This window comes from Agromyces sp. NPDC055661 (genome assembly GCF_053618135.1).
This window is the reverse complement of sequence record NZ_JBSHHC010000001.1, coordinates 514,006-534,521: the sequence shown is the minus strand read 5'-3', so window position 1 is coordinate 534,521 and position 20,516 is coordinate 514,006. Positions and strand designations below refer to the sequence as shown.

At 72.9% G+C, this 20,516-nt stretch carries 18 protein-coding genes and 1 tRNA gene; 14 read left to right on the top strand and 5 right to left on the bottom strand.

Features of this window, described 5'->3' with window-relative positions; genetic code table 11:
- Positions 1 to 312: 312 nt before the first annotated feature.
- The 5 genes from ACWGO8_RS02455 to ACWGO8_RS02435 are packed head-to-tail and all read left to right on the top strand — an operon-like array spanning position 313 to position 6,422.
- On the top strand, positions 313 to 2,058 hold the full coding sequence (locus ACWGO8_RS02455) for a fatty acyl-AMP ligase (RefSeq protein WP_452041551.1): 1,746 nt from the start codon (positions 313 to 315) through the stop codon (positions 2,056 to 2,058).
- Positions 2,055 to 3,755 (top strand): acyl-CoA dehydrogenase family protein, encoded by a 1,701-nt coding sequence (locus ACWGO8_RS02450; RefSeq protein ID WP_452041550.1) that lies wholly within the window; start codon positions 2,055 to 2,057, stop codon positions 3,753 to 3,755. The genes ACWGO8_RS02455 and ACWGO8_RS02450 overlap by 4 nt, the downstream gene beginning before the upstream one ends.
- Positions 3,752 to 5,494, top strand: coding sequence for a hypothetical protein (locus tag ACWGO8_RS02445; RefSeq protein WP_452041549.1), 1,743 nt, complete (start codon positions 3,752 to 3,754; stop codon positions 5,492 to 5,494). Before ACWGO8_RS02450 ends, ACWGO8_RS02445 begins: the two co-directional genes overlap by 4 nt.
- Positions 5,491 to 5,748 (top strand): acyl carrier protein, encoded by a 258-nt coding sequence (locus ACWGO8_RS02440; RefSeq protein WP_452041548.1) that lies wholly within the window; start codon positions 5,491 to 5,493, stop codon positions 5,746 to 5,748. Before ACWGO8_RS02445 ends, ACWGO8_RS02440 begins: the two co-directional genes overlap by 4 nt.
- Complete coding sequence (locus ACWGO8_RS02435) at positions 5,745 to 6,422, top strand: 4'-phosphopantetheinyl transferase family protein (RefSeq protein WP_452041547.1); 678 nt, start codon at positions 5,745 to 5,747, stop codon at positions 6,420 to 6,422. Before ACWGO8_RS02440 ends, ACWGO8_RS02435 begins: the two co-directional genes overlap by 4 nt.
- Here the strand turns inward: ACWGO8_RS02435 and ACWGO8_RS02430 are convergent.
- The 3 genes from ACWGO8_RS02430 to ACWGO8_RS02420 all read right to left on the bottom strand — a co-directional run bounded on the left by ACWGO8_RS02430 (position 6,401) and on the right by ACWGO8_RS02420 (position 10,083).
- Positions 6,401 to 6,477, bottom strand: a tRNA-Pro gene (locus tag ACWGO8_RS02430). The genes ACWGO8_RS02435 and ACWGO8_RS02430 overlap by 22 nt on opposite strands.
- A gap of 58 nt (positions 6,478 to 6,535) precedes the next feature.
- On the bottom strand, positions 6,536 to 7,516 hold the full coding sequence (locus tag ACWGO8_RS02425) for a metallophosphoesterase (protein WP_452041546.1): 981 nt from the start codon (positions 7,514 to 7,516) through the stop codon (positions 6,536 to 6,538).
- A complete protein-coding gene (locus tag ACWGO8_RS02420; RefSeq protein ID WP_452041545.1) occupies positions 7,513 to 10,083 on the bottom strand; it encodes a transglycosylase domain-containing protein in 2,571 nt (856 codons plus the stop codon). The genes ACWGO8_RS02425 and ACWGO8_RS02420 overlap by 4 nt, the downstream gene beginning before the upstream one ends.
- Before the next feature lie 160 nt (positions 10,084 to 10,243).
- Between ACWGO8_RS02420 and ACWGO8_RS02415 the strand changes: the two genes are divergently transcribed.
- The gene (locus ACWGO8_RS02415; protein WP_452041544.1) at positions 10,244 to 10,471 is read left to right on the top strand and encodes a hypothetical protein; all 228 of its coding nucleotides are present in this window, start codon (positions 10,244 to 10,246) and stop codon (positions 10,469 to 10,471) included.
- A complete protein-coding gene (locus ACWGO8_RS02410) occupies positions 10,471 to 10,941 on the top strand; it encodes a RidA family protein (RefSeq protein WP_452041543.1) in 471 nt (156 codons plus the stop codon). Before ACWGO8_RS02415 ends, ACWGO8_RS02410 begins: the two co-directional genes overlap by 1 nt.
- An 82-nt stretch (positions 10,942 to 11,023) precedes the next feature.
- Here the strand turns inward: ACWGO8_RS02410 and acs are convergent, their stop codons facing one another.
- Positions 11,024 to 12,979 carry an acetate--CoA ligase gene (gene acs / locus ACWGO8_RS02405; protein WP_452041542.1) on the bottom strand — a complete coding sequence of 652 codons (1,956 nt, stop codon included), beginning with the start codon at positions 12,977 to 12,979 and terminating at the stop codon, positions 11,024 to 11,026.
- Positions 12,980 to 13,450: 471 nt separating this feature from the next.
- Here acs and ACWGO8_RS02400 point away from each other — a divergent pair, with 471 nt between their 5' ends.
- The 5 genes from ACWGO8_RS02400 to ACWGO8_RS02380 all read left to right on the top strand — a co-directional run bounded on the left by ACWGO8_RS02400 (position 13,451) and on the right by ACWGO8_RS02380 (position 16,639).
- The gene (locus ACWGO8_RS02400) at positions 13,451 to 14,614 is read left to right on the top strand and encodes a TadA family conjugal transfer-associated ATPase (RefSeq protein ID WP_452041541.1); all 1,164 of its coding nucleotides are present in this window, start codon (positions 13,451 to 13,453) and stop codon (positions 14,612 to 14,614) included.
- A complete protein-coding gene (locus ACWGO8_RS02395) occupies positions 14,611 to 15,618 on the top strand; it encodes a type II secretion system F family protein (RefSeq protein ID WP_452041540.1) in 1,008 nt (335 codons plus the stop codon). The genes ACWGO8_RS02400 and ACWGO8_RS02395 overlap by 4 nt, the downstream gene beginning before the upstream one ends.
- 61 nt (positions 15,619 to 15,679) lie before the next feature.
- Complete coding sequence (locus tag ACWGO8_RS02390) at positions 15,680 to 15,943, top strand: DUF4244 domain-containing protein (RefSeq protein ID WP_452041539.1); 264 nt, start codon at positions 15,680 to 15,682, stop codon at positions 15,941 to 15,943.
- A gap of 16 nt (positions 15,944 to 15,959) precedes the next feature.
- Positions 15,960 to 16,268: a TadE family type IV pilus minor pilin gene (locus tag ACWGO8_RS02385; RefSeq protein WP_452041538.1), complete on the top strand. Its 309-nt coding sequence runs from the start codon at positions 15,960 to 15,962 to the stop codon at positions 16,266 to 16,268.
- A complete protein-coding gene (locus ACWGO8_RS02380; RefSeq protein ID WP_452041537.1) occupies positions 16,265 to 16,639 on the top strand; it encodes an Rv3654c family TadE-like protein in 375 nt (124 codons plus the stop codon). Before ACWGO8_RS02385 ends, ACWGO8_RS02380 begins: the two co-directional genes overlap by 4 nt.
- Before the next feature lie 2 nt (positions 16,640 to 16,641).
- On the opposite strand, the gene ACWGO8_RS02375 is transcribed toward ACWGO8_RS02380, so the two are convergent.
- Positions 16,642 to 16,878: a hypothetical protein gene (locus tag ACWGO8_RS02375; RefSeq protein WP_148732086.1), complete on the bottom strand. Its 237-nt coding sequence runs from the start codon at positions 16,876 to 16,878 to the stop codon at positions 16,642 to 16,644.
- Between the two features lie 205 nt (positions 16,879 to 17,083).
- Here ACWGO8_RS02375 and topA point away from each other — a divergent pair, with 205 nt between their 5' ends.
- Positions 17,084 to 19,897: a type I DNA topoisomerase gene (gene topA, locus ACWGO8_RS02370; RefSeq protein WP_452041536.1), complete on the top strand. Its 2,814-nt coding sequence runs from the start codon at positions 17,084 to 17,086 to the stop codon at positions 19,895 to 19,897.
- Entirely contained in the window at positions 19,894 to 20,514 is a 621-nt protein-coding gene (gene tmk / locus ACWGO8_RS02365; RefSeq protein ID WP_452041535.1) for a dTMP kinase, read from the top strand. The genes topA and tmk overlap by 4 nt, the downstream gene beginning before the upstream one ends.
- The last annotated feature ends 2 nt before the right edge of the window (positions 20,515 to 20,516 follow it).

Sequence of the window (20,516 nt, the reverse complement as noted above, 5' to 3'; positions counted from 1 at the left end):
CCGGGCCGGCGTCGGGGGACATCCTCCCGGGCCGGTGTTCGCACCGAGAGGTCCGTCATCGGCAGCCGCCAGCCCGACCAGCGTATCCGCGGACGCACCGCCGACACCGTGGCGGGACGGATTGTTTACCCGCAGGTAACAGGGCGGCTCCATTCCGTCGCCCCCGAGTTGGGGGTACGGCGCCACCGAGTTGTAACACCCGTGCAACACCGCGCGTGCTCGCCGTTCAAACACCGGCCATAGGCTCGCCGGACCGAATGGGGGACGGTGCGCAGTGCGATCGCCCCTCGGCCGACCAGCGGAGGGACCAGCGTGACCCCGAACAGCACCTTCCTCGACGCCATGCGCGACGCGGCGGCGGCCGCCGGCGACGCGCGCGGGTTCCGGTTCTACGACACTCCGACGGACTCGACGTTCGCCTCGTACGCCGCGCTCGAGCGACGGGCGATGGCGGATGCCGCGGCGCTCGCCGGCGCCGGACACGCGCCGGGCGACGTGGTCGTGCTCGCCTTCGAGCCGGGGCTCGGGTTCATCCGGGCGCTCTACGCCGTCTTCTACGCGGGACTCGTGGCGTCGCCCGTGCCGGTCGCGGCCATGCGCCGGCCCGAGGCCGCGGTGCGACGGCTCGAGGCGATCGTGCGCGACGCGGGCAGCCGGCTCGTGCTCACTGAGGGGACAGCCCTCGCGCCGCTCGGCCTCGAGCCCGGCGCCTCGGTCGGCGGCGCGCGGATCGCGATGCTCGGGTCGCGTGAGCGGGACGAGCCGGGCGCCACGACCTCCGAGTGGATCGCGCCGCGAATCACGTCCGACTCCCTCGCGATCCTGCAGTACACGTCGGGATCCACGGGCACGCCGAAGGGCGTGATGGTGAGCCACGGCAACCTCGTCGCCAACGAGGCCGCGATCACCGGCGCCACCGGCATCACGGCGGAGTCCCGCACCATGGGGTGGCTGCCGCACTACCACGACATGGGCCTCGTGGGGCAGCTGCTGCAGCCCATCTCGGTCGCCGCCGACAGCGTGCTCACGTCGCCGAGCCAGTTCCTGCGGCGTCCGAACCTCTGGCCGACCCTGCTCACCCGCCACCGGTCGACGCACACGGTCGGTCCCGACTTCGCCTACGCGCTCTGCACACGGCTCGTCACCGACGAGCAGCTCGCGTCGCTCGACCTCTCCGCACTGGAGGGCGTGATCACCGGTGCGGAGCCGGTGCGCGCCGGCACGCTCGCGGCGTTCGCGGAGCGGTTCGCCCCGACGGGCTTCCGGGCGCGCGCATTCATCCCCGCCTACGGCATGGCCGAGACGACGCTGCTCGTCACGGCGAGCGTGCGCGACGATGCGGTGTCGGCGGTGCACGCCGACGCCGGCGCCCTCGAGCGCGGCGAGCTGCGAGCGGCGGCGCCGGGCGAGCGCGCGGTCGCGCTCGTCTCGTGCGGACCGCCCGCCGCCGGCCACGAGGTCGCGATCGTCGACCCGCAGACGGGCGGCCGCGCCGAGCCCGACGCGATCGGCGAGATCCTCGTGCGCGGGCCGAGCGTCGCGCAGGGCTACTGGCATCGGCCGGATGCCACGGACGAGACGTTCGGCGCCGCGATCGCGGGCGAGACCGACGATCGCGCCTGGCTCCGCACCGGCGACCTCGGCGCGCTCCTCGACGGGGAGCTCGTCATCACCGGCCGCATCAAGGACCTCATCATCATCCGCGGCCGCAACCTCTACCCGCAGGACCTCGAGCACGCCGCGGCGAGCGTGCTGCCCTCGGGATGCCTGAGCGCCGCGTTCGAGGGAACGGTGAGCCAGCCGCTCGTCGGGCTCGTCGCCGAGGTCGACGCGGCGCGCGCGGCGCCCGGCGACCTCGCCGACCTCGCCGAGCGGCTCCGCCGTTCGGTCGCCGAGGAGTTCCTGCTGCCCGAGCTCGGCGTGGCGCTGATCCGCAAGGGCACGCTGCCCCGCACCACGAGCGGCAAGGTCCAGCGAGGGCTGGCCCGGTCGCTCCTGGCCGACGAGCGGCTCGCGACCGTGCACACGCTCGGCTTCGAGCGGGCGGGCGCCGGATGAGCGTCGTCACGGAGTTCGAGCGGTTCCTGGGCGACCCGCGGGACGCGGCATCCGTCATCGGCGCCGACCGGTCGGTGGCGCTCGACGAGCGCCGCGAGTTCCCGGGCGAGGCGATCGCGGCCATCGACGGATGGGGGCTGCAGCGCTGGTACGTGCCCGGGGCGCACGGCGGCGAGCTGCGCGACCTCCTCGTCCCGATGCGCATGATCCGCGCCATCGCACGACGCGATCTCACCGTCGCGGTCGCGCACGGGGTGACGTTCCTCGGTGCAGTCGGCGCCTGGATCGCCGGCGGCCCGGTCGCCGGGGTCATGGCCGGGCTCGTGCTCGACGGCGGACCCGTGTCGTGGGGCCTCACCGAGCGGGGGCGCGGCTCCGACCTCTCGAGCACCGCCAGCACGGCCGCCATCGGCGAACGCGTCGTGCTCGACGGCGAGAAGTGGCCGATCAACAACGCGACCCGGGGTCGAGCGATGACGGTGCTCGTGCGCAGCTCCGACCAGCCCGGCCCGCGCGCGCTCTCGCTCGTGCTGCTCGACAAGCGCCGCGTCGACGAGGGCACGCTGCGCACCCTGCCCAAGGTCGCCACGCACGGCACGCGCGGCGCCGACATCAGCGGACTCGCCCTGCAGCGCGCGACCGTCGACGCCGACCAGCTCATCGGCGAGCCGGGCCACGGCCTCGAGACCGTGCTCAAGAGCCTGCAGCTCACCCGGCCACTCACGACGCCGCTCTCGGTCGGGGCGGCCGACCACGTCGTCGACGTGGCGCTGCGGTTCGCGCTCGAGCACCGCAGCGCGGGGCACCGCGTCGCCGACCTGCCGTCGGCGCGGGCGACGCTCGGCACCGCCATCGCCGATCAACTCCTCGCCGAGTCGGTGATGGTCGCCGCCGCACGCGAGATGCACCACGCGACGCACGAGATGGCGCTCGTGAGCTCGCTGGCGAAGTTCCTCGTGCCGTCGACCGTCGACCGAATGGTGCGCGACGTCACGCCGCTGCTCGGGCCGTGGGCGCAGGTGCTCGGCATCGGAGGGGCGGGGGAGTTCCAGAAGGTCGCGCGCGACAACCGCGTGGTCGGCATCTTCGACGGCAACTCGATGGTCAACCTCAACATGATCGTCAACGAGTTCGGCACGATCTCCCGACCCGACGAGCCGGCGGATGCCGCGGCGCTCGTCGCCTCGTTCCGGCACGACGCGGCGCCCGACGGGTGGCTCGATCCGACCCGCCTCCGGCTCGTGACCCGTCGCGGCTCCCGGCTCCTGCGCGCGCTCCCCGGCCTCGTCGAGCTCCTCGCGAGCGGCGGCGCGTCGGGCGGCACGACCTCGGGAACCGATGCGACCGTCGGGGTGGCGCGGCGCATCGCGGCCGAGTACGAGCGGGTGGTCGTCGAGGCCGGCGCCGCGCCGCGGGAGGCGATGCCGAGCGCGCGGTCGTTCGAGCTCGCCGAGCGCGTCGCGCTGTGCTTCGGGGCGTCGTGCGCGATCGCGGTCGGGCTCGCCGCCGCGGACGCCGGCACCGCGGCATCCGATGCCCGCCTGCTCGCCGTGCTGGAGCGACTCGCGGCGCGGCTCGGCCTCATCGACCAGGTCGCGGCGACCGGGTCGGCCACCCGGCTCGCCGGACTCGCGCTCGAGGCCGCCCAGGCCGGCTCCCGCGTCTCGGTGCTCGACGATCGGACGGAGGCCGCATGAGCCTCGACCGCCTCGACGCCGCGCCGAGCGTCGCTCCCATGCCCGACGGCCTCGACGTGCTGTTCGGCGACCCTCGCGAACCCGGTCCGTTCGACCACGCCGCGATCGTCGCCGACGACGAAGCCCGCCGAGTGAGCGACGTCGCGGGCGCGCTGCTCGACGAGTGGGACGCGGCTGCGGACGCCGTGCCGGTCGCCCTCGGCGGACGCTGGGGCTCCACCGAGGAGCTCGTGCGACGCTGGCGACCGGTGTTCCGACGCGACCCGGCGCTCGGCCTCGCGCACGGGCTCTCGACGTTCGCCGCCGCGCTGCCGGTCTGGATCGCCGGCGACGAGTCGCAGCGGACCGAGGTCGCGGCGCGGCTCCTGCGTGGCGAGCGCCTGGCCGCCACGCCGCCGGCGTTCCTCGGCGACGCCCAGGGCGAGGGCGTGGGCTGCGCCGCCGACCTCTACGGCGACCGCTGGCTCGTGCGCGGCGTGCAGCGCTTCGTCGACGACGCCGACCGGGCCGAGTCGATGCTCGTCGTCGCGCGGACCTCCGCCGAGCCGGGTCCGGGCAGTCGGTCGCTGCTGCTCTGGCGCGCGGATGCCGCGACCCGCCCCGCGGTCGACGTCTCGCAGCGCGTGGCGACCGGCGGCCTCCGCGGACTCCGCGTCGGGAACGTCGAGTTCCATGACCTGCCGGTGCCCGTCGACCGAACGATCGGGAGCCGGGGGAGTGCCGCCGCGACCATCGGCGCGGCCGAGCAGGTGACGCGGGCCGTGATCCCGGCACTCGCGGTCGCGACCGTCGGCGCCTCGGCCGAGCTCGCCGTGCGCTACGGCGCGGAGCGGTCGCTCTACGGCGGCTCGGTCCTCGACCTCCCGCAGTCCCGCGCGCTCCTGGCCGGTGCGGTCGCCGACCTCCTCGTCGCGGACGCGCTCGCCTCGGTCGCGGTGCGCGCCCTGCACGTCGTGCCGAAGGGCTGTCGCGTGCTCACGGCCCTCTCGAGCGTGGTGGTCATGGAGCTCCTGTCCTCGGCGATGCAGGACCTCTCGGTGCTGTTCGGCTCCACGTTCTACGCCCGGGTCGCCCCCTACGACGTGTTCGAGAAGCTCCTCCGCGACGTCGGCACGCTCACCGTGCGCAACGGCAGCCCGGCCGAGCTGCTCGGTGCCGCGCTCGCGCACCTGCCCGCCTGGATCGAGCGCTCGCGCGACGGGGGCGCCGATCCCGCCCTGTTCCGGCTCGGCGCACCGCCCGCCCCGATCCGCCTCGACCGGCTCGCGTCGCGGGCCGGTTCGGGGGACCCGGTCGGCGGCTCGTTGCACGATGCCGGGGTGCGTGCGGCGTTCGCGCCGGGCAGCGCCGAGCTCGCGACGCTCGAGCGCCTCGCCGACACGGTCGCCGCGCTCCGCTGGGAAGTCGCGGCACTGCCTCCGCCCCAGGCGCGCGCGGATGCCGCGCCGCCGGCGCTCGCCGTCGCGCACCGCGTCGCGCTCGCGCTCGCCGCCGCCGCGTTCGCCGGGGTCGGCGCCGCGGCCGACGACGCCTCCGCCGCGGCAGACCCCGTGATCCGCGAGGCGTGCCTGCGTCGCATCGAGGACCGGCTCGCCGGCCGCGTGGGGCCGCTCGAGCCCCACCTGGTGGAGCACGTCGTGGCGTACGCCGCGGATCGGACCGAACGCGGCATCCGACTCGACCTGTCGGCCGCCGGAATGACCACGCCCACTCGGGCGGAGGAAGGAGACACCCCATGACCACCACGGATGCCGCGACGATCGAGGCCTGGCTCGAGGGCCGGGTCGTCGCCTACGGCAAGGTCGAGGCCGACTCGTTCACGGCCGACACCCCGCTCGCGGAGCTCGGGCTCGACTCGGTGTACGCGCTGACCCTGTGCGGTGACATCGAGGACGCGTTCGACCTCGAGGTCGACCCGACCATCGTCTGGGACCACCCGACGATCCGGTCGCTCGCGCACGGGATCTCGGAACGGCTCGCCGCCGCCGCGTGAACGCGCCCACGACCGCGGTCGCCGTCACCGTCGCGTCCGTCGAGGGGGTCACCGCCACCGGCGTGCGCTGGCGGATGGGGTCGTGGCGTGCGGCGGGCGACGTGCGCGGGCGGCACTTGCTGGCACGGCGCTGGGCCCGCGAGCTCGTCACCGGGCGCCTCGGGCGCGACTGGGAGGGGTTCGCACCCAGCGAGCCCGGGCGCAAGCCGCGCCTGCTCGGACCGCCCGGCGTGGACGTGAGCATCTCCCACGGCGACGACACGCTCCTCGTCGCGGTCGTCGGGTCGGGGCTGGTGGGCGCCGACGTCGAGGACGAGCCGTTCGCGGCCTTCCAGGCACCGTCGCTCGTGCGCCGGATGTGCTCGCCGGCGGAGCTCGCGGAGCTCGCGGCGCTCGCCGGGCTCGACATGCCGTGGGCGCTCCGGCGACGCATCCTCGCCAGCGCGTGGACCGTCAAGGAGGCGACGCTGAAGGCGCGCGGCGTCGGGCTCGCGGAGGACCCGCGGTCGGTCGAGGTGGACCTCGCCGCCCTCGCGGCCGGGGGAGCGGCATCCGGGCCGGCGGTCGCCATCGTGCACCTCGTCGACGGACGGGCCGCGGTCGAGCACCCCGGGAACGACGGAGCCCCCTCCGCGTGGGAGGGGGCTCCTGGTGGTCGGGGTGACAGGATTTGAACCTGCGACCTCTTCGTCCCGAACGAAGCGCGCTACCAAGCTGCGCCACACCCCGGTGCCCTCTCGGGCCTCAACAAGGATAGCCGAAAAAACGCGGCCCCCCGACCATGCGCCTACTCGGCGGGGACGAGCGTGAGCAACGTCGCCTCGGGCGGGCAGGCGAAGCGCACCGGCGCGTAGATCGACGTGCCGAGGCCCGCCGACACGTTGAGGTACGCGGTGCGCAGCCCGTGCCGCCAGAGGCTCAGGCCCTTGACCTGCTGCCGCGGGATGTCGCAGTTCGTGACGAGGGCGCCGAAGCCCGGCACGCACACCTGTCCGCCATGCGTGTGGCCGGCGAGCATGAGCTGTGCGCCGTGGTTCACGAACGAGTTGAGCACCCGCTGGTACGGCGCGTGGGCGACGCCCACGGTGACGGTGGGCCGACGCTCGCCGACGACGGATGCCGTGTCGGGCCACAGCTCGTCGCCGAGCGGGTCGTCGGCGCGCAGCTCGTCGATGGCCGCCGTGATGAGGTCGAGACGGTCGTATCCGCGGTGCGGATCGTCGACGCCGAAGAACTCGAAGTGCGTGCCGCGCAGGTCGAGGCTCGTCGCCGTGTTGTCGAGGTCGCGCCACCCGAGCTCCGCGAAGTAGGCGTGCAGCCCCTCGATGTCGAGCCGCTTCGCCCGCTGCACGACGCCCGACGGGCCGCCGAAGTACGTGAACGGGTTCTTGAGCGCTGGGCCGAAGTAGTCGTTCGAGCCGTTCACGAACACGCCGGGGATGCCGGCGAACGCGTCGAACGCGCGACGGATGCCGTCGAGGCCGCGCTCATGGCCGAGGTTGTCGCCCGTGTCCACGATGAGGTCGGGCTCGAGCGCCGCGAGCGAGCGGACCCACTCCTGCTTCTCGCGCTGCCACGGCGCCATGTGCAGGTCGGAGAGGTGCAGCACCCGGATCGGCTCGGCGCCGGCCGGGAGCACCGGGACGTCGGCCCGACGCAGCGTCCAGCGCGTGCGCTCGACGAGCGAACCCCAGGCGAACGCGGCGGCGCCCGCCGCGCCGATCGCGATGGCGATCCGCGCGGCGGGCGTCAGCGGGCGGGGGCTCAACCGTTCCCCGGCGCGTTGTTGCCGCCGCCACCACCGGAGTCGAACTGGACCGTGACGTCGTCGCCCTTCTTGACCGTGGTGTTCGGCGCCGGGTTCTGGCTCGTCACGGTGCCGGTCGGGTTGCCGCCGCCGCCCTTCATCTTGAGGCCGGCCGCATCGAGCGCCGCCTTGGCCTCGAGGGCGTTCATGCCGGTGAGGTCGGGAACGACGGTGCTGTTGCTGTTCCCGTTGCTCGTGAACACGCGGATCGTGGCGCCCTTGCCGGCCTGGCCGGACGGGTCCGTGCCGATCACCGTGCCGGCCGGCTGCTCGGAGTCCTGCTGGCCGCCGTCCTCGACGACGAACCCTTCGGCCTCGAGTGCGGCCTTCGCCTGGTCGAACGTGAGTCCGGCCACCGCCGGGATGTCGACGAGCACCTGCTTGAACGCCGCCGCATCGGGCTCGGGGAACGCGTCGCCGCCGTACTTGGTGTCGGCCAGCTCCATGATCGACGGCCAGATGCGGTGTCGCGCCGTGGCGGCGCTGCCGGAGTCGAAGCTCGTGTTCCTGAGGTTGGTGCGGTTGTCGCCACCGGTGACGTTGCCGACCCAGACCGCCGTGGCGACCTTGGTGCTGGCGCCGATCATCCAGGTGTCGAACGCGTTGTCGGTGGTACCCGTCTTGCCGATGTGCGGCACGCCCGTGCCCGGGTCGGACGCGGTGGCGGTGCCGCCGCTCGCGAAGGTCTGCTGCATCGCGTACTCCATGGCGTGCGCGACCTCGGGGGTCACGGACTGCGTGCACGTCGACGCCGGCGGTGCGACCTCCTCGCCGTTGCCCTTCACGATCTTGTCGATGGCGACGGGCGTGCAGGTGAGGCCGTTGTTGGCGATGCCGGCGAACGCCGCCGCCATGGTCACGGGGGCGACCTCCTGCGTGCCGAGCACGTCGGAGGGGTTCATGCCGAGCTCGCCGCCGTCGGCGCGGTGCACGCCGAACGCCTGGGCGGTCTGCTTGAGCTTGCAGAGGTCGAGCTGCGAGGCCATCGCGACGAAGCTCGAGTTCACCGACCACGCCGTGGCGTCGACCGCGTTGTTCGCGATGCGGCCGTCGTCGTTGCGCGGGTTCCAGGCAGGGCTCACCTGGAAGGTGCCGCCCTCGCAGCTGTTGTTGAACGTCGAGAACGCGCGGCGACTTCCGTTGAACGTCTCGCGCAGCGAGTGGCCCGCGTTCAGCCACTCAGCGAGCGTGAAGACCTTGTAGGTCGATCCGGGCTGGAAGCCCGCCGACCCGCCGTAGTCCTGGTCGGTGCTGTAGTTGATCGAGGTGTACTCGGGGCTCGTCGCCGCGACCTCGGGGTCTTCGGTGAACTTCTTGTTCTGCGCCATGAAGAGCACGCGACCCGTGCCCGGCTGCACCCCGACGGCCACGGAGCCCACGTCGAAGCGCGGGTCGGCGAACGGCACGTTCGCGGCGACGGCCGTCTCGGCCTTGTTCTGCAGCTCGAGGTCGAGCGTCGTGTAGACCTGCAGGCCCTCGGTCTGCAGCAGCTGGCGACCCTCGTCGACCTCGGGGGTGTTCGGGTCGTCGTAGTAGTTCAGGATGATGTTCTTGACGTAGTCGCAGAAGTACGCGCTGCCCGCTGCCGTCACGCAGCCCGTGCTGGGCTCGTGGATGGCGGGCGCGACCGGCTCCGCGATCGCGGCGTCGTGCTCCTCCTGCGTGATCTTCCCGCCCTTGAGCATCTCGTCGAGGATGTAGTCGCGGCGCTCCTTGTTCGCAGCGTACGGCGCGGGCTCGCCCTTGTCGTTCACCGTGTTCACGCCGTTGTCCTCGCTGTCGGGCTGGTCGAGGCGGAACTTCTCGGGGTGGTTGACGATCGCGATGAGGCTCGCGGCCTGCGCGAGCGTGACGTTCGCGGCCGTGGTGCCGTAGTAGTACTGGGCGGCCGACTCGATGCCGTAGACCCGCCCGCCGAACGCGGCGATGTTCAGGTAGCCCTTGAGGATGTCGTCCTTCGAGAACTTCTTCTCGAGCGCGATCGCGTACCGCATCTCCTTGAGCTTGCGCTCGGGGGAGGTCTCGGTCGCCGCGTCGTAGGCCGCCTGCTTGTCCTCTTCCGTCGTCGCCTCGCGCACGCCGTTGTTGATGAGCACGTTCTTCACGTACTGCTGCGTGATCGAGGAACCGCCCTGCACGTCCTTGTTCAGGATGTAGGTGCTGACCGCACCGCGGATGGTGCCCTGGATGTCCACCCCGCCGTGCTCGTAGAACCGAGGGTCCTCACCGGAGACGGCGGCGTCCTTCACGTACTGGCTGATCGCGTCCCAGCCGACCTCCTCGCGGTTCTCGTCGAAGAACGAAGCGAGGAGTGCCTGCGAACCGTCGGGCTGGGTGGCGTAGATGTCCGTCTTCTGCGAGAGGTCGTCGATCTCGAGGTAGCCGGGGAGGTTCTCGAACATGGAGATGCCGTTGTTGGCGGCCATGCCGGTCACGGCGAGTGCCGGGGTCACCGCAGCGGTGACGAGAACGCCGGCGAGAGCGCTGAGGCCGACGAAGCCGAGGATCCCGGTGCCGACGTCGCTCATCGTACGTTTTTGGGCAGACATATAGTGGAGCTTAACAAAGAAGGCTGGCAAAACCCGCTATGCGGGCCGCCGGTCGCGCTCGCCTGCCGACACGCCGGTCTCCGCCGGATCCGTCGCGCATCGAAGCCATTCCACCCCAGTATCAGAGACGAGGAATCGCATGCCGGCCTGGGAGTACATCACCACCCCGCTGCTCATCCACAACACCGCGGCCATCCTGAACAACTGGGGATCCGAGGGCTGGGAGCTCGTGCAGATCGTGCAGGGGCCCGAGGGCGGCCTCGTGGCCTACCTGAAGCGTCCCGTCGGCGGCGAGTCGTCGGCCGCGGCATCCGCCGGCGCCGCCGCAGCCGCCCAGGCCGCCAAGCAGTTCGAGGGAGAGGCCTGATGGCCGCCGTGGAGGCGCGCCTCGCCGAGCTCGGCATCGAGCTCCCCGAGGTCGCCCCGCCCGTGGCCGCCTACGTGCCTGCGGTCGTCACCGGCTCCTTCGTCTACACGTCGGGCCAGCTCCCGTTCACGGCGGGCGCCCTGCCCGCGACGGGCAAGGTGGGCGACGGGCACGGGCTCGTCCCCGCCGACGATGCGAAGGAGTACGCCCGCACCTGCGCGCTCAATGCGCTCGCGGCGGTGCGCGCCGAGCTCGGCTCGCTCGACCGCGTCACGCGCATCGTGAAGCTCGTGGGCTTCGTGGCATCCGACCCGTCGTTCACCGGCCAGCCGGGCGTGATCAACGGCGCATCCGAGTTCCTGGGTGAGGTCTTCGGCGAGGCCGGGCGCCACGCGCGCTCCGCGGTGGGCGTCGCGGTCCTGCCGCTCGACGCGCCCGTCGAGGTGGAGCTCATCGTCGAGTTCGCGTAGTCGCGCGGGCGCACGTACCTGAGACGACGGATGCCGCGGCGGGAATGCTCCCGGCCGCGGCATCCGTGTCTCCGGCCTCAGGTCACTGCACCTGGCGCGTGATCGCGGTCATGACCGACGTGTCGGCGAGCGTCGTCGTGTCGCCGACCTGCCGGCCCTCGGCGAGGTCGCGCAGCAGGCGCCGCATGATCTTGCCCGAGCGGGTCTTCGGCAGCTCGTTGACGATGAAGACCTGGCGCGGGCGGGCGATCGCTCCGATCTGGGTCGCGACGTGCTTGCGCAGCTCCTCGGAGGCGACGGCGGGGTCGTCGATGTGCGAGACCTGGCTCGCCTTGAGGATGACGAACGCCACGACCGCCTGGCCGGTGGTCTCGTCGGACGCGCCGACGACCGCGGCCTCGGCCGTGTAGGGGTGCGCGACGAGCGACGACTCGATCTCGGCGGTCGACAGGCGGTGCCCCGAGACGTTCATGACGTCGTCGACCCGGCCGAGCAGCCAGATGTCGCCGTCCTCGTCGCGACGCGCACCGTCGCCGGCGAAGTACTTGTCGCCGAACTTCTCCCAGTAGGTCTCCTTGAACCGCTCGGGGTCGCCCCAGATGCCTCGGAGCATCGACGGCCACGGCTCGGTGATGACGAGCAGGCCGCCGCCCTCGCCCTCGACCGACTCGCCCTCGTCGGAGAGGATGTCGACCGTGATGCCCGGGATCGGGACCTGGGCGCTGCCCGGCTTGAGGTCGGTGACGCCCGGCAGCGCCGAGATCATGATGGCGCCCGTCTCGGTCTGCCACCACGTGTCGACCACGGGGATGGAGCCGCCGCCGATGACGTGGCGGTACCAGATCCACGCCTCGGGGTTGATCGGCTCGCCGACCGAGCCGAGCAGGCGCAGGGAGCGCAGGTTGAACTCGTGCGGGATCTGCCGGCCCAGCTTCATGAACGATCGGATGGCGGTGGGCGCCGTGTAGAGGATGGTGACGCCGTACTTCTCGACGATCTCCCACCAGCGGCCGGGATGCGGCGTGTCGGGCGTGCCCTCGTAGAGCACCTGGGTCGCGCCGTTCGCGAGCGGGCCGTACACGACATAGGAATGGCCGGTGATCCAGCCGACGTCGGCCGTGCACCAGTACACGTCGCGCTCGGGGTGGAGGTCGAACACGTTCCGGTGCGTGAACGCCGCCTGCGTGAGGTACCCGCCCGAGGTGTGCAGGATGCCCTTCGGCTTCCCGGTCGTGCCCGACGTGTAGAGGATGAACAGCGGGTGCTCCGCGCCGAACGCCTTCGGCTCGTGCTCGCCCGACGCCTGCGCCACCGTGTCGTGCCACCAGTGGTCGCGGCCGTCGACCCAGTCGACGTCGTTCTCGCCGCGGCGCACCACGAGCACGTTGCTCACCGTGCCGCCCTCGGCCTTCTGGAGCGCCTCGTCGACGACGGGCTTCAGGGGGAACACCTTGCCCTTGCGCCAGCCGCCGTCGGCAGTGATGACGACGGATGCCTCGGCGTCGTCGATGCGGGAGGCGAGGCTGTCGGCGCTGAAGCCGCCGAAGACGACCGAGTGCACGGCGCCGATGCGGGCGACCGCGAGCATCGCGACCACGGCCTCGGGGATCATGGGCAGGTAGATGGCGACGCGGTCGCCCTCGCCGACGCCGAGGTCGGTCAGCACGTTCGCGGCGCGCTTCACCTCGTCGGTGAGCTCGGCGTAGGTGACGTCGCGGGAGTCGCCGGGCTCGCCCTCCCAGTGGAGCGCGACGCGGTCGCCGATGCCGGCGGCCACGTGGCGGTCGAGGCAGTTGACGGCGACATTGAGCTCGCCGTCGTCGAACCACTTCGCGAACGGCGGGTTCGACCAGTCGAGGGTGCGGGTGAAGGGCTTCTCCCACTGGAGGAGCTCGCGGGCCTGGTCGGCCCAGAAGCCGAGGCGGTCGGCCGCGGCTGCTTCGTAGAGGCGTTCGTCGGCGACGGCCTGGGCGGCGAACTCGGGGCTCGGGCGGAAGCGCCTGATCTCCTCGAGCGCGTGATCGATCTGAACGGTCATGTTCTCCGGTCGCTCCTTCGCGATTGGTGCATCGGTTGGGTCGCCTGCCCCACCAGCACATTACCTCCCGTCGCCGAGCACCTCGTAACGGGTGGGTCACGCCGGGTCCCATACTCTTCCGAGCACCGACGGGAGCGGTTACTGTGCCTTTGCGCAGAGAAATCTGTACGTCCGCACAAATGGGGACAAATAATGCTTGCGCATCCTTCCCGAGGCCATACACTGGGTACCGCCCGAACACTCGTTTCGAGGCCTGCAGCGCTCGTGATTCCCCCCAATCCTTGCGCTGCCGAGGCGGCACCTGTTCCCCCCAATGGGTGCCGCCCCCTTTCGTTAAGGGCACCGCTCCGCATCCGTGCGGGAGCGATGCATCCGGAACGAGTCCTCCTCCACAACGACGTGGGGGAGGCTCCTTTCCCCACCAGCCTCCGGCGCGGCTCCGCGTCGTGACGCCGACCGTACGGTCGTTGCATGACCACCCCGTTCGTCGCGACGCCCTCCTGGCTCCGGTCGCCCGCGCCCGAGGCTGCGGATGCCGCGGGCGTCGGCGCCTCGGATGCCGCGGGCGTCGGCGCATCGGCGGCGGGCCTGCGCGGCGCGGCGACTCCTGACGACGCCGGCCCTGCCGCTCTCGTCTCCGATTCGCCCGGCACGGATGCCACGGCGGTCCCCGATGGCGCCGCGCTCGCCGCGCGCGTGAGCTCGGGCGGCATGCCCGACCTCTCGCTCCTCGGACCGCTCGCGCCGTTCGCCGCCGCCGGTCCCGTGACCGACCTCTTCGTGAACGGCGACCGCGGGCTCTGGATCGACCGCGGCTCCGGTGCCGAGCGGGAGCCCGCGTGGACGGCCGACGAGCCTGAGGTGCGCGCGCTCGCGATCCGGCTCATCGCGCGCGGCGGCCGTCACATCGACGAGGCGACGCCCGCGGTCGACGTGCGGCTGGGCGGCGGCGTCCGCGTGCACGCCGTGCTGCCGCCCGTCTCCACGCGCGGCACGGTCATCTCCGTCCGGGTGCCGCGCGTCGCGGGCTTCCCGCTCCGCGCACTCGCCGCGGCCGGCATGCTCGACGCCGCCCAGGAGGCGATGCTGCGCGACGCCGTCGCGAGACGGCGCAACCTGCTCGTCACCGGTGCGGCCGGCGCGGGCAAGACCACGCTGCTCGCCGCGCTCCTGTCGGAGGCCGACCCCCGCGACCGGATCGTGCTCATCGAGGACGTCGCCGAGCTGGCGGTCGACCACCCGCACGTGGTCTCGCTCGAGGCGCGGCAGGCGAACCTCGAGGGCACCGGCCGGCTCGGGCTCGACGCGCTGCTGCGCGAGGCGCTCCGGATGCGCCCCGATCGCCTCGTCGTGGGGGAATGCCGCGGCGTCGAACTGCGCGAGCTCCTGTCCGCACTCAACACCGGTCACGACGGCGGCGCCGGCACGCTGCACGCGAACTCCCTCGACGACGTGCCCGCACGGCTCGAGGCCCTCGGGTCCGCGGCCGGCCTCGATGCCCATGCGGTCGCGCGGCAGGCCGTGAGCGCGTTCGACCTCGTGCTGCACGTCGAGCGCGTCGACGGCCGCCGACGGCTGGCGGGCATCGGCCGCTTCGCCATGCGCGACGGGCGCCTGGCGGTGGTGGCGCAGTGACGGCCGCCCGAAGGCTTCGAGCCCGCCTCGCGTCGTGGCGACGTCGGCGCCCCGACGCGGTCGCCGAGCTCGACGCCGTCGCGGCGATCGCCGAGCGGCTCGCCGTGCTCCTGTCGGCCGGCGTGCCGGCGACCGTCGCGTGGTCGCACGTCGACGTCGCGCCCGTGGCCGGCCGAGGCGCCCGTGAGGTCGACCGTGATGAGGACGCGGCCGTGCTGCGCGCGGTCGCTGCGGCGGCGGCCGACGGGGAGTCCGTGCCGGCTGCGATCGCCGCCGCGCGTGCTGGGGCCGCCCGCACGTCGGTGCGATGGGCGCTCCTCGGCGCGGCCTGGGAGGTCGCCGTCGAGTCGGGCGCGCCGCTGGCATCGGGCCTGCGCGAGCTGGCCGGCGCGCTGCGTGACGAGGCGCAGCTCCGTCGCGAGGTCGGCAGCGCGCTCGCCGGACCGGTCACGAGCGCCCGGCTCGTGCTGGCGCTGCCGCTCATCGCCGTCGTGTTCGGCGCGGCGTTCGGATTCGACACGGTGGCCGTGCTGTTCGGCAATCCGGTCGGCATCGCCTGCGTCGTCCTCGGCGGCGGGCTGCTCTGGGCCGGCCGTCGCTGGAGCCGGCGGCTCGTGGCGACGGCGACCTCGTCCGAGGCGGAACGCGGGCTCGAGCTCGAGCTCGTCGCCATGGCGATGTCGGGCGGCGCCTCGGTCGAGCGCGCCCGTGCGATCGTCCGCGACGCGCTCGCGCCCGTCGGCACGACCGAGTCCGACGCGTCCGACGTCGACGGCGTCATCGCCGTGGCCGCGCGGGCGGGCGCGCCCGTCGCCGAACTCCTCCGCGCCGAGGCCGCTCGGCGGCGACGCACGGCCCGAGCGGATGGCGCGGCCAGGGCCGCGGCACTCGGCGTGCGCCTGATGCTGCCTCTCGGCGCGTGCGTGCTGCCAGCCTTCGTGCTGCTCGGCGTCGTGCCGCTCATCGTCTCCGTCGTGACCGGCACCCTCGGCGGTGCCGCATGACCCTCCCGACTCGTGCCGCCCGCCCGCCGGCCATCCGGCGCCAGAAGGAAGGAACACCACCATGCACCAGCACCCCGGCGACGCGCCGCCTACCGTCGCCCCCGTCGCCGGCCGCGACACCGCGGCCCCTGCCGTCCCGAGGAGCACGCCGCTGCGCCGCACGCTGCGCCGCTTCGCGGGCGAGCGCGGTGCAGCGACCGCGGAGTACGCCGTCGCCACCATGGCGGCCGTCGGGTTCGCCGGCCTGCTCGTCGTCATCCTCCGCGGCGACGAGGTGCGCGGCATCCTCACCGACCTCGTGCGGAATGCGCTCACGGTCGGATGACGGGGATCGGGGCAGCGTGACGGCCGAGTTCGCCGTGGCGCTGCCCGCGATCGCCCTCGTGCTCGCGGCATGCCTCGCGGCCGTGCTCGTCGTCGCGCAGCAGGTGCGGCTCCAGGACGCCGCCGCCGACGCCGCTCGGGCGCTGGGTCGTGGCGAGTCCGAGGGCGTCGCCGCGTCGATCGCCGATCGCGTGGCGGGCGGGGCACGGCTGTCCTCGTGGCAGGAGGACCCGTTCGTGTGCGTCGCCCTCAGCGCAGACGGCGCCGGGCTGCTCGCGGCGATCGAACTGCGCGCGGAGTCGTGCGCCGTGGCGGGCGGGCTGTGAACTCCGCGGCGGCACCCGAACCGTCCGCGACGTCAGGCGAGCGCGGTGCGGCGTCGGTGCTCGCGCTCGGGATCCTCGGCGCCACAGTCGCGCTCGCGGTCACGGTCGTGCCGATCACGGCGGCGTTCGCGGCATCGCAGCGCGCTGCCGGCGCCGCAGATGCGGCAGCGCTCGCCGCAGCGGACGCGCTCTCGGGCGCCGTCGCCGGCGTGCCGTGCGAGCTCGCCGGGCGCACGGCGGAACGCAACGGCGCCGCGCTCGCGTCGTGCGAACTCGGCGGACCCGTGGCATCCGTCACCGTGACCGTCTCGTCGTTCGCCGTCGAACTCCGAGCGACGGCCAGGGCCGGCCCGCCGGGATGGGACCCGTGAACTCAGTCGAAGACGGTCTCGATGAAGCGGTACTCCACGGCCGTCGGACGGTCGTCGTCCTCGGCGCCGAACTCGAGGCCCGCGGCCCGGGCGTAGATGTAGTGCTTGCCTTTGTCGGTGTTCAGCTCGAGGCGCGGGCGGGGATCGCCCGTCTCGAGGAAGGCGGTCGCGACCGTCTTCCCCTCGAGCGGACCGTCGATGAGTTTCGCCGTGTACGAGCTCGCGGAAGAGGTGTCCATGCCGCCATTCTCCTCCGCGCACCGGGAACTGCAAGAGGTGCGTCGGGGCGTCGCGGCCCGCGCCGACGCGGCGCAGAATGGGTGCACTCACGGTCGATATGTGTATGGTGTGGCTGTCGGCGGACCGCTCCGCTCGACCACGGCACACCGCTCGGGGGCGCGGCAACGATGTGCGTTCTCCCATCCACGGAACAAGAGGAGTCTGGTGTCAGGCGCGAAGAAACTGGTCATCGTCGAGTCGCCGACCAAGATGAAGTCGATCGCCCAGTACCTCGGCGACGGCTACGAGGTGCTGTCCTCGGTCGGCCACATCCGTGACCTCATCGAGCCGAAGAACCTCCCGGCCGAGCTGAAGAAGGGCTCGCTCGGCAAGTTCTCCGTCGACGTCGAGCACGGCTTCGAGCCCTACTACGTCGTGTCGGACTCGAAGAAGAAGACGGTCGCCGAGCTCAAGCGCGCCCTGAAGGACGCCGACGAGCTCCTGCTCGCCACTGATGAGGACCGCGAGGGCGAGGCCATCGCGTGGCACCTGCTGCAGGAGCTGAAGCCCAAGGTGCCCGTGCGCCGCATGGTCTTCCACGAGATCACGCGCGACGCCATCCAGAAGGCGAAGGACAACACGCGCGAGCTCGACACCGCGCTCGTCGACGCCCAGGAGACCCGCCGCATCCTCGACCGGCTCTACGGCTACGAGGTGTCGCCGGTGCTGTGGCGCAAGGTCGGGCCCGGCCTCTCCGCCGGGCGCGTCCAGTCGGCCGCCACGCGACTCGTCGTCGACCGGGAGCGCGAGCGCCTCGCGTTCGTCGCCGCCGGGTACTGGGACCTCATCGGCCGGTTCGCCCCGTCCGCCGCGGAGGGCGAGCCGTCGTTCGAGGCTCGCCTCGTGCGCCTCGGCGGCGAGCGCGTCGCGACGGGCCGCGACTTCGACGACTCCGGCCGGCTCAAGGGCAAGGCGGTCGTCCTCGACGAGCCCACCGCCCACGCGCTGGCCGCCGCCCTGCGCGACGACGCCGTCGCGCGCCGGGTGAGCAAGGTCGAGTCGAAGCCGTACTCGCGCCGTCCCGCCGCCCCGTTCACCACCTCGACGCTGCAGCAGGAGGCCGCGCGCAAGCTCCGGCTCTCGGCCCGCGACACGATGCGCGTCGCGCAGTCGCTGTACGAGAACGGGTACATCACCTATATGCGCACCGACTCGACGTCGCTCTCGCAGCAGGCGATCACGGCCGCGCGCACCCAGGCCACCTCGCTCTACGGCGCCGACTCGATCCCCGACCAGCCGCGCACCTATGCGAGCCGGTCGAAGAACGCGCAGGAGGCGCACGAGGCCATCCGCCCGTCGGGCGACGTGTTCCGCACGCCCGCCGAGCTCGAGCGGGTGCTCCGCGGGAGCGAGTACAAGCTGTACGACCTCATCTGGAAGCGCACCGTCGCATCCCAGATGGCGGACGCCAAGGGCCAGACCGCGACCATCACGATCGAGGTCGGCCCCACCGCATCGACAGCGTCTACTGAGACCGGCGCGACCCCCGCCGAGGCATCCGCCGCCGTGGCCGGCACCATCGCAGAGTTCACGGCCAGCGGCACGGTCATCACGTTCCGCGGCTTCCTCGCCGCGTACGAAGAGGGCCGCGATGAGGAGCGCAACACCGACGACGCCCCCGGCGACGCCAAGCTGCCGCCGCTGAAGGAGGGCCAGTCGCTCGACCTCGCCGAGCTCGACGTCAAGGGCCACGAAACCAGCCCGCCGCCTCGCTACACGGAGGCGAGCCTCGTGAAGCGGCTCGAGGAGCTCGGCATCGGCCGACCCTCGACGTTCGCGTCGATCATCTCGACCATCCTCGACCGCGGCTACGTCACGCAGCGCGGACAGGCCCTCGTGCCGAGCTGGGTCGCGTTCAGCGTCGTCCGCCTGCTCGAGGAGCACTTCGGCGACCTCGTCGAGTACGACTTCACCGCGGAGATGGAGGACGACCTCGACCGGATCGCGTCGGGCGAGGCCGACCGCGTCGACTGGCTGAACGGGTTCTACTTCGGCTCCGACACGCACCGCGGACTGCGCCAGGTCGTCGACAACCTCGGCGACATCGACGCGCGCGAGATCAACTCGGTGCGCATCGCGCCCGACGTGACGCTCCGCATCGGCAAGTACGGCCCGTACCTCGAGACCGTGGAGCCCGATGCGGCGCCCGACGCCCCGCCGCGCCGGGTCAACCTCCCGCCCGACCTCGCCCCCGACGAGCTCACCGAGGCCAAGGCCCGAGAGCTCATCGAGGCGCCCGTGCAGGGCGACCGCGTGCTCGGCGAGAACCCCGCGAACGGCAAGCAGGTCGTCGTCAAGGACGGCCGCTTCGGACCGTACGTGACCGAGCTCGAGCCCGAGCCCCCGTCGACGGGCTCTGGGACCGAAGCATCGGTCGACCCCGCGACCGGCGAGGTCGTCGAGGCCAAGCCCAAGCGCAGCGCGAAGAAGGCCGCGGCGCCCAAGCCGCGCACGGCGTCGCTCTTCAAGAGCATGCAGGTCGAGGAGATCGACCTCGACACCGCGCTGAAGCTCCTCGACCTCCCGCGCGTCGTGGGGCTCGACCCCGAGTCGGGCGACGAGATCACCGCGCAGAACGGCCGGTACGGCCCCTACCTCAAGAAGGGCGCCGACACCCGCACGCTTCCGAGCGAGGACGCGATCTTCGAGATCGGCCTCGACGGCGCCGTCGAGCTGTTCGCCCAGCCCAAGTACGGTGCGCGCACGGCGTCGAGCGCCCTGAAGGAATTCGACAACGACCCGGTGAGCGGCAAGCCGATCAAGGTGAAGGACGGCCGGTTCGGCCCCTACGTGACCGACGGCACCACGAACGCCACGATCCCGCGGGCGGAGTCGGTCGAGGACATCACCTTCGAGCGGGCGGTGGAGCTGCTGCAGATCAAGCGCGACAAGGGCCCGGCGGCGCCGCGCGCGAAGCGCACCACCACGGCGAAGAAGGCGCCCGCGAAGAAGGCGCCCGCCAAGAAGAGCAACGCGTGACCCGCGGCGTCTTCATCACCCTCGAAGGCGGCGACGGCTCCGGCAAGACCACGCAGGCCGAGCTCCTGCGGGAATGGCTGTCGGGCGAGGGGCGCACCGTGCTGCGCACGCGCGAGCCGGGCGGCACCGAGGTCGGCGTCGAGATCCGCGAGATCGTGCTGCACCACCGCGGCGACATCTCGCCCCGAGCTGAGGCGCTGCTCTACGCGGCCGACCGGGCGCACCACGTCGCCACGGTCGTCCGCCCCGCCCTCGAACGCGGCGAGGTCGTGATCCAGGACCGCTACATCGACTCGTCGGTCGCCTACCAGGGCGTCGGTCGCGTGCTCGACCCCGAAGCCGTGCGCAGCCTGTCCGAATGGGCGACCGAGGGGCTCGCGCCCGACCTCACGATCCTCCTCGACCTCGACGCGGATGCCGCGCGCGGACGCCTCGACGAGGCGCGGACGCGCTACGACCGCCTCGAGGCCGAGGCATCCGAGTTCCACGACCGCGTTCGCGCCGCGTACCTCGCCCTCGCCGAGGCCGAACCCGACCGATTCCTCGTGGTCGACGCCGCACGCCCGGTCGACGAGATCGCCGGCGACATCCGCGGCCGCGTCGCGCACCTGCTCTGAGC